Origin of the sequence: Streptomyces sp. CBMA291 (genome assembly GCF_014596525.1) — a bacterium.
GTDB lineage: Bacteria > Actinomycetota > Actinomycetes > Streptomycetales > Streptomycetaceae > Streptomyces.
Genome location: NZ_MSJP01000095.1, coordinates 1 through 9146, shown reverse-complemented (window position 1 = coordinate 9146; position 9146 = coordinate 1). Strand labels below are relative to the sequence as shown.

Below are 9146 nucleotides of genomic sequence, written 5' to 3'. Positions count from 1 at the left end.
GTCGTCGTGGGCCCAGCGGTCGACGGCCCGGCAGAGGGCGGCGGGCTCGTCCTCCGCGAGCGCGGCGAGGAGGCCCTCGGCGAGCGGGTGGGCGGTGGCGACGAGCGCTTCGCACAGGTCGTCGGGGGCGAGCGTCCGGTGGGCGTGGAGGAGGGCGCGGGCGGCGGTGGCGACGGTCGCGTACGGGGCGGCGGCGGGCAGGGTCCTGCCGTCGCCGAACCAGCGGCACAGCAGGGGCTGGACGCCCCTCGGGTCGCGGGCGAGCAGCCGGGCGGCGGCCAGCAGGTACGGGCCGTCCTGTGCCAGGGGCCCGCCGGGCGGCGGATCGGCGGGGACGAGCCTGCGCAGGAGGTCGACGCGCTCGTCCGCGCCGAGGGGCAGGTCCAGCCAGAAACCGGGCCCGAAGGGGGCGAACTCCGGGGTCCGTTCGCCCCGCGCCCCGATCCGGTCGGCGAGTTGTCGGAGCACGGGCAGATACGGGCGCGAATCCGGCACCCGCCGCAGGACCTCCCCGAACAGCCTGGCCGCCCACCAGGACCCGTCGTCCCCGCAGGGAAGCGACCCGAGCGCCTCGACGAGCACCCCGAGCCGAGCGGCGAGCGCCTCCGGCCCCCGCTCCCGCTGAAGCAGCAGCAACGCCTGGAGCACCGGCCCGATGCGGTGCCGGGGCACCGGGGGCGGGGTGGCACCGGCGGGGGCACCGGCTCCGGCCGGGAGCGCGACGGGGGCGGGGGCCGGGACCCGGGCGGCGCGCACGGCCTGCGCCAGGCCACCCGGGGGTACGGGGATGCCGACGGGCGGCACGAGATACCCGGAGGGCCCGCCGGTCCCGGGCAGCGCCCCGGCAGGCAGCCCGCACCCTGCGACCGCCCCGCCCGGGACCCCGGGGGTCCGGGGCGAGGGGAGGGCGGGGTGCCCGGGGGCCCCTGCGGGGCTGGGGACGCGGCCGACGGGGAGCCGGGAGGGAGGGGCGGTCCCGGCGGGGAGTGCGGGTGTTCCGGAACGGCCGGAGCGGGCGAGCAGCGCGCGGGCGCGGAGGCCCGAGGGGGCGACGGGCGTCGCGGTCCGGCGCTTCGGGGCCAGGGAGGCGGGGGCGGCGTCCCCGCTACGAGCCGCCGGAAGGCTGACGGACGCCGACAGGGCCCCGGCGGACCCGGCCGACGGACCGGGGGCCGCGGGCGCGCCGGCGGGACGCCCCGAGGAAACAGCGGGGCCGGCACCGACGGGAAGCCCGGCACGACCGCCCGCGGGAAGGCCCGGGGCGCCACCAGACGCGGAGGCCTGCCCGGTGGGGGACGGCGGGGTGCGACCAGGAACGAGCGCGCTTCCGCCGGGGGAACCCGCACGCCCAGCCGTATCCGCGGGAAGCCCCGAAGGATCGACGGGGACGGGGGGCCGCGCGGTGGGAGGCTGCGGGGCGTGGGCGGGCGCGCCTCCGGCGGGGAAGCCCGCGCCCCCGGCGGGAGGCTGCGGGGCATGGGCGGGGGCAGGCGCGCCTCCGGCGGGGAAACCCGCGCCCCCGACGGGGACGGCCGCACTTGCGGGGGCCCGCCCGGCGGGAGGCTGCGGAGCATGGGCAGGGGCGGGCGTGCCTCCGCCAGGGAAACCCGCGCCCCCCACAGGCACTGCCGCACCTGCGGAGGCCCACCCGGCGGGAGGCTGCCCGGTGCGGGCAGGATCGGGCGCGACCCCAGCGGGAAGCCCCGCAGGCGTGGCCGTATCTGCGGGAAGTCCCGAAGGGCCAACGGGGACGGAGGCCCGCGCGGCGGGAGGCTGCGGGGCCTGACCAGGGGTGGGCACTCCCCCGGCGGGCACGGCCGTACCTGCCGGAAGCCCCGAAGGGCCCACGGGCCTGGAGACCCGCCCTGCGGAAGACTGCGGGGCCTGACCACGGGCAGGGGCTCCCCCGACGGGGAAACCCACACCCCTGGTGGGCACGGCCGCACCTGCGGAGGCCCACCCGGCGGGAGACTGACCGGCGTGGCCAGGAGGAGGCGTCACCCCGGCGGGAAGCCCCGCGGGCATGGCCGCGCCCGCAGGCAGACCCGGACGGCCGACGGGTGCGGAGGCTCCCCTGCCCGGAGCCGTCGGGGAACCGGCGGGTCCGGAGGCGGCCCTGTTGGGGAACCACGGTGCTCCGGCGGGCCCGTGCGCCCCGACCGAGGGCACCGGAACCCCGGCCGAAGGCAGCGCACGCGCGGGCGGACCGGCGGACGCGGCGGACCCCCCGGGCGGAAGCGCCCGGGAGTCGACGGTCCCGGAAGCTCCTCCAGTACGAGAAGGCGTAGTGCCCGCTCCGTTGGGGGCTCCCCCGGCGGAAGAAGGCGGGGAGCCCACGCCCCCGGGGGCGCCCCCTACCGGAGTGGTCGGCGAACCGACGGGCACGGTGCCCGCCCCGGCGGGGAACCCTCGGCCTCCGGCCCGTGCGGGCGGACCGGTGGGCTCTGAAGCGCCACCCGTCGCAAGGGCCCTCCCCGGTGCGACAGCCACACCAGGCTCGGCAGCCTTCCACCGCGCGGGGGCCACACCCGGCACACGAGCCTCAGAGGCAGCAGCCCCGCCCGGTACGGGCACACTCCCGGTCCGGATCCCGATCCCGGACCCGGACCCGGACCCGGCACCAGGCTCCGCCGGCCCGGCGTACCCGGGTCCCCCGGCTGAGGGCGGCACAGCAGTAGCGGGATGCGCCGGGGGGCGCCCCTCCCCGACGTATCCCGGAGCCCCGAAGGACTGGTGCGTCCCGGGGGTTCCGGCGGCTCCGAGAGTTCCGGCTGCCCCGGTGGAGCCGAGGGTTCCGGCTGCCCCGGCAGCTCCGGCGGCTCCAAGAACCCGGTCAGCCCCTCGGCCAGCTCCAGAAGGACCCCCGGAACCAACCCCAGGAGCCTCCCAGACGCCGACCGTCCCAGGTCCCCCGGAAGCCCTGCTCACCTCAAGGTCCCCGTGGTTACCGAAGGGCTGATGCGTCCCTGGAGCCCCTGGGGTTCCGGACGACCCTGCGGTCCCAGAAGCCACAGGGGCCCCGGACGTCTCCGGGTTCCCAGAGGGCCCAGAGGTCCTGGGGGTTCCAGAGGTCCCAGGAGTCCCGGGAGTCCCAGAGGTCTCCGGGGTCCCAGCGGCCACCTCGGAGGCCCCAGAGGTCGCGCAGGCCTCGCACACCCCAGTAGCCCCGCAGGTCCCTGTGGCCTCATGCACCCCAGCAGCCCCACACGCCCCCGCAGCCCCGCACATCCCCGCGCCCCCAGGGACCCCCGTATCCCCAGGCTCCTCAAACCCTCCGGCCTCCCCCATCCCCAGCAACGCTCCCAGCGCCCCGTCCACGTCCAGGTGGGCCGCCTGGAGCCAGTCGCCCAGTTCCTCGTGGGTGAAGCGGTAGCCGGGGCCCGCAGGAGTGAGGAGGCCTTCCGTGAGGACGGCCGGGGCCCAGCCCTGGGCGTGGGGGAACAGTTCCTCGAAGGAGGCCCGGTCGAGGGCGCCGTGGCCGGGGCCGAGGCAGCGGCGGGCGGCCTCGTGGACGCGGCCGTTGACGCGCGCGGCGAGGCGGCGGACGGCGGTGGCCCGGGGCTCGGGATGCTGGTCCGCCGTGATCCGGGCGGCGATCCGCAGGCACATCAGGTCCAGGTGCGCGGTGAAGATCTCCTCGCGGTCGGGACGGCCTGGCACCGCTCCCGGCAGGGCGGCGCGCACCTCGGCGAGCAGCCGCAGGGCCAGCGGGTGGCGGGCGTCGGCCTCGGCGAGGTCGGTCTCGGCCAGTCCGTACCCCGCGCGGACGGCCTGGGCCTCGGTCGCGGAGTAGGGCCCGAGGAGGACGGCGGCGGGCAGTCCGGGGCCGGTCTCCCCGAGGGGCCGGTACAGCGCGCCGGGGGTGTGGAGGGCACCGGCCTGTTCCCAGTGCTCGGGGCGGCAGGCGGTGACGAGGTGGATCCGGTGCGCGCGGAGCCATTCCTCGGTGGCCGAGGTCCACGCGGCGAGCCGGTCGGCGAGGGCCGGGGGCATCTCCTCGGGGCCGTCGAGGACGACGAGGAGCGGCCGGCCCGCCTCGTGGGCGAGGGCGGCGGCCCGTTCGGGGGTGGCGGTGCCGGTGTCCCCGACGGCGCCCGCCGCCGCGGCGGTCCCGGCGGCCTCCCGCAGGGCGCGGCCGACGGCGTCGGCGAGGGAGTGGTCGTCGGCGCCCAGGTCGGCGCCGCGTAGCCGGAGGGTGGGGGCGGGGGCGGCGCCCCGGGCGCGCTGGGCGCAGAGCGCGGCGAGGGCGGTGGTGCGGCCGGTGCCGGGGGCGCCGACGAGGGCGAGGACGGGGGCCGCCCCGGCGGTGAAGCGGGTGAACTCCCGGGCGCAGGCGGCGCGGGCGACGGGCTCGGGCCAGGGGCCGGGTTCGTGCGCGGGCCCGGTGGAGGTGGCGGCGAGTTCGAGGACGGCGGCGAGGTTGAGATCGGCGCCGTAGGCGGGGACGGTGGCCGCGTTGTGCCGGAGCAGGGCGGTGAGGGCACCGTGGGGGCGGAGCGGTACGGCGTATCCGGCCTGGTGGGTGCCGGGCGGTGCGGTACGCAGGACGGCGAGGACGGCGCCGGTGGCGGGGTCGAGGACGGGGCCGCCGGTGGTGAGGCCGCGGGGCCTGAGCGCTTCGGCGCCTTCGGTGCCGATGACGAGTTCGAGGCCGCCGCCGGAGGGGCCGAGGACACGGGCCTCGCGCCAGCCGTGGGCGGCGATGCGCACATAGGTGCCGGGCGGGAGGGCGTCCCGGGTGGCGAGCGGCAGGGGCCGTACGCCGAGGCCCTGGGTGCGGACGAGGGCGAGGCCGCTCTCGGGCAGGGGTGTGACGGCCTCCGCTCCGGCGAGCCGGCTCCGGTCGCCGGGGGCGCGCAGGAGGACATGGCTGAGCCCGTCGACTGCTTCGTGGCTGGTGACCACCGTCCCGTGGTGGTCGGCGAGGAAACCGGTGCCCCGAGGCCGTCCCGCCGGATCGCAGACCCGTACCAGCGTCGCCAGTTCCCCGCGTTCCATGGGACCGACGGTAGGTCGCCGTTGATCACCGGAAAAACCACGGAAGGGAACACGCCCCCCTTTCACGCCCCTTTTCACTCCGGACGCCTCTCTGAACGGGTGATTATCCGGCGGGTACCGGACAGACTCGCGCAGGGGGAAGTGGGAGGGGAAACGCGGTGGGGCGGGCACGCGTACGTGCCCGCCCCACCGTGAGCGTCCGAAGACCGCGAGGCCCCCGGTCTCGTTCAGCCGAAGACCGCGAGGCTCTTCGCCTTGCCCCGTTGCGCTTCGACGAGCGCGAGGAGTGTGCCCTCGGGTCCAAAGACCGCGACGGGGCCCGCCGGGTACTCCGGCATCTCCAGGCGTACTCCGTTGAGCAGCAGCTTGGCCCGCTTCTCGTCGACGTCCCAGCGGGGGAACGCCGCCGAGGCCGCGTCGGCGACCGGCATCACCGTCAGCTCCTCCTGGAGCTGGTCGAGCGTCCGGGCGGAGTCCAGCTTGTACGGGCCGACCCGGGTGCGGCGCAGCGCGGTCAGGTGACCGCCCACGCCGAGTCCCGCGCCGAGGTCCCGGGCGAGGGCCCGGATGTACGTACCCGAGGAGCAGACGACGGAGACGACCAGGTCGAGGACGGGGGTGCCGTCCTCGGCGGTCGCCTCGCGCACGTCGTACACGTGGAAGGAGGAGACGGTGACCGGGCGGGCCGGGATCTCGAACTCCTCGCCGCCGCGCACCCTCGCGTACGACCGCTTGCCGTCGATCTTGATGGCGGAGACCTTCGACGGGACCTGCATGATGGCGCCGGTCAGCTCGGCGACGCCCGCGTCGATGCCCTCGCGGGTCACCTTCGAGGCGTCCGCGGAGGCGGTGATCTCGCCCTCGGCGTCGTCGGTGACCGTCGTCTGGCCCAGCCGGATGGTGCCCAGGTACTCCTTCTCGGTCAGCGCGAGGTGACCAAGCAGCTTGGTCGCCCGCTCCACGCCGAGGACGAGGACTCCGGTGGCCATCGGGTCGAGGGTGCCCGCGTGGCCGACGCGGCGGGTCTTGGCGATCCCCCGCATCTTGGCCACGACGTCGTGCGAGGTGAAGCCCGACGGCTTGTCGACGATGACCAGGCCGTCCTGAGGACCCCGCCCGGCTCCCGCCGGCGGGGTCTGTGCTGCGTTGCTCATTCGGCGGCTTCGTCCTCGCCCGGCTTCTTGTAGGGGTCGGCTTCGCCCGCGAAGGCGGCGCCCGAGGACGCCTCCCGCACCTGGGCGTCCGAGGCCCGCGCCTTGTCGAGGAGGTCCTCGATGGTGCGGGCGTTCTCCGGGAGGGCGTCGGCCACGAAGGCCAGCGTCGGGGTGAACTTGGTCCCGGCTGCGCGGCCCACGGCCGAACGGAGGATGCCCTTGGCGCTCTCCAGTCCGGCGGCGGCGCTCGCCCGCTCCTCCTCGTCCCCGTAGACCGTGTAGAAGACCGTGGCCTCCCGCAGGTCTCCGGTGACGCGGGTGTCCGTGATGGTCACGTGCGTACCCAGACGGGGGTCCTTGATGCCGCGCTGCAGCTTCTCCGCGACCACCTCCCGGATGAGGTCTGCCAGCTTCTTCGCCCGCGCGTTGTCGGCCACTGGTCCTTCTCCTTCTTCGCCTTGCTCAAATCAGTCTTCATCAGTGTGGAGCCTGCGGCGCACCGACAGCAGTTCCACCTCGGGACGGGCGGCGACGAGCCGCTCGCACCGGTCCAGCACGTCACTGAGGTGTCCCGGATCCCCCGACACCATCGCGACGCCGATCTCGGCCCGCCGGTGGAGGTTCTGGCCGCCGACCTCCGCCGCGCTCACCGCGAACTTGCGGTGCAGCTCGGCGACGATCGGCCGGACGACGGAGCGTTTCTCCTTCAACGAACGTACGTCGCCGAGGAGCAGATCGAAGGACAGAGTCCCCACGTACATGTATGCCCGGATGTCCCGCCGGTTCGGGTTCGGTGTCCCGCCGACGACCCGGCGGGGACATCCGAAACCGTACACGCAACGGCCGGGGCCGATCGACGGAATACTTCTCCGCCGACCGGCCCCGGCTCAGTGCTGCGAGCGGACGCGATCAGGCGCGCGGCTTCTCGCGCATCTCGTACGTCGCGATGACGTCGTCGATCTTGATGTCGTTGTAGTTTCCGAGGTTGATACCGCCCTCGAAGCCTTCACGAATCTCGGTGACGTCGTCCTTGAAGCGGCGCAGACCGTGGATGGTGAGGTCCTCCGCGATGACCTTGCCGTCGCGGATGAGGCGCGCCTTGGTGTTGCGCTTGACCTCGCCGGAGCGGATGAGGACACCCGCGATGTTGCCCAGCTTGGACGAGCGGAAGACCTCGCGGATCTCCGCCGTGCCCAGCTCGACCTCTTCGTACTCCGGCTTGAGGAGGCCCTTGAGCGCCGCCTCGATCTCCTCGATCGCCTGGTAGATGACCGAGTAGTACCGGACGTCGACGCCCTCGCGCTCCGCCATCTGCGCGGCACGGCCGGCCGCACGGACGTTGTAGCCGATGACGATGGCGTCGGAGCCCATGGCCAGGTCGATGTCCGACTCGGTGACCGCACCCACACCGCGGTGCAGGACACGGATGTCGACCTCTTCGCCGACGTCGAGCTGGAGCAGCGAGGACTCGAGGGCCTCGACCGCACCGGACGCGTCGCCCTTGATGATGAGGTTGAGTTCCTGGACGAGACCGGCCTTGAGCACCTTGTCGAGGTCCTCGAGGGACACCCGGCGGACGCGCTTGGCGAAGGCCGCGTTGCGCTCACGCGCCGCGCGCTTCTCGGCGATCTGACGGGCCGTACGGTCCTCGTCGACAACCAGGAGGTTGTCGCCGGCACCCGGGACGTTGGTGAGACCCAGGACCAGGACGGGAGTCGACGGGGTCGCCTCCTCGACGTTGTTGCCCTTGTCGTCGAGCATCGCCCGGACACGGCCGTACGCGTCGCCGACCACCACGGTGTCGCCGATGCGCAGCGTTCCGCGCTGGACCAGGACGGTCGAGACGGCGCCGCGACCGCGGTCGAGGTGGGACTCGATCGCGATGCCCTGCGCGTCCTGGTCCGGGTTGGCCCGGAGGTCGAGCGAGGCGTCGGCGGTGAGGACGACGGCCTCCAGCAGGGAGTCGATGTGCAGACCCTGCTTGGCGGAGATGTCGACGAACATCGTGTCGCCGCCGTACTCCTCGGCCACCAGACCGAACTCGGTCAGCTGACCGCGGACCTTGACCGGGTCCGCGCCCTCGACGTCGATCTTGTTGACCGCGACGACGATCGGGACGCCGGCGGCCTTGGCGTGGTTGAGCGCCTCGATCGTCTGCGGCATGACACCGTCGTTGGCCGCGACCACGAGGATCGCGATGTCGGTCGACTTCGCACCACGGGCACGCATGGCGGTGAACGCCTCGTGACCCGGGGTGTCGATGAAGGTGATGCGACGCTCTTCGCCGTTGACCTCGGTGCCGACCTGGTAGGCACCGATGTGCTGGGTGATGCCACCGGCCTCGCCCGCGACGACGTTCGTCTTGCGGATCGCGTCGAGGAGTCGGGTCTTTCCGTGGTCGACGTGACCCATGACGGTGACGACCGGCGGACGGGAGACCAGAGCCTCTTCGCCGCCCTCGTCCTCGCCGAACTCGATGTCGAAGGACTCGAGGAGCTCGCGGTCCTCTTCCTCCGGCGAGACGATCTGGACCTGGTAGTTCATCTCCTCGCCGAGCATCGTCAGCGTGTCGTCGGAGACGGACTGCGTGGCCGTGACCATCTCACCGAGGTTCATCATCACCGCGACGAGCGACGCCGGGTTGGCGCCGATCTTCTCGGCGAAGTCGGTGAGGGAGGCACCGCGCGACAGGCGAATGATCTCGCCGCCGCCGCGGGGCAGCATCACGCCGCCCACGGAGGGGGCCTGCATGGCCTCGTACTCCTGGCGCCTCTGCCGCTTCGACTTGCGACCGCGACGCGCGGGACCGCCGGGACGACCGAAGGCGCCCTGCGTGCCACCACGGCCACCCGGGCCGCCGGGACGGCCGCCGAAGCCGCCGGGACGACCGCCGAAGCCGCCGCCACCGCCGCCGGGACCACCCGGACGACCGCCGCCGCCACCGGGACCGCCGGGACGACCGGCGAAGCCGCCGCCGCCACCGCCGGGACCGGC

At 74.9% G+C, this 9146-nt stretch carries 4 protein-coding genes and 2 pseudogenes; all 6 read right to left on the bottom strand.

The window, feature by feature from the left end:
* Positions 1–804, bottom strand: a pseudogene (locus BU197_RS30700) (serine protease); the annotation flags it as partial.
* A 2466-nt stretch (positions 805–3270) separates the two neighbouring features.
* Positions 3271–4998: pseudogene (locus tag BU197_RS30695) on the bottom strand (trypsin-like peptidase domain-containing protein); the annotation flags it as partial.
* Positions 4999–5225: 227 nt separating this feature from the next.
* Entirely contained in the window at positions 5226–6152 is a 927-nt protein-coding gene (truB, locus tag BU197_RS22725; protein ID WP_188270164.1) for a tRNA pseudouridine(55) synthase TruB, read from the bottom strand.
* Positions 6149–6589 (bottom strand): 30S ribosome-binding factor RbfA, encoded by a 441-nt coding sequence (gene rbfA / locus BU197_RS22720; protein ID WP_188270163.1) that lies wholly within the window; start codon positions 6587–6589, stop codon positions 6149–6151. Before rbfA ends, truB begins: the two co-directional genes overlap by 4 nt.
* 30 nt (positions 6590–6619) lie before the next feature.
* Positions 6620–6913, bottom strand: a complete 294-nt coding sequence (locus BU197_RS22715) for a DUF503 domain-containing protein (protein ID WP_188270162.1) — start codon at positions 6911–6913, stop codon at positions 6620–6622.
* A gap of 148 nt (positions 6914–7061) precedes the next feature.
* The coding region (infB, locus tag BU197_RS22710) for a translation initiation factor IF-2 (protein WP_188270161.1) at positions 7062–9146 on the bottom strand (2085 nt) is incomplete at its 5' end.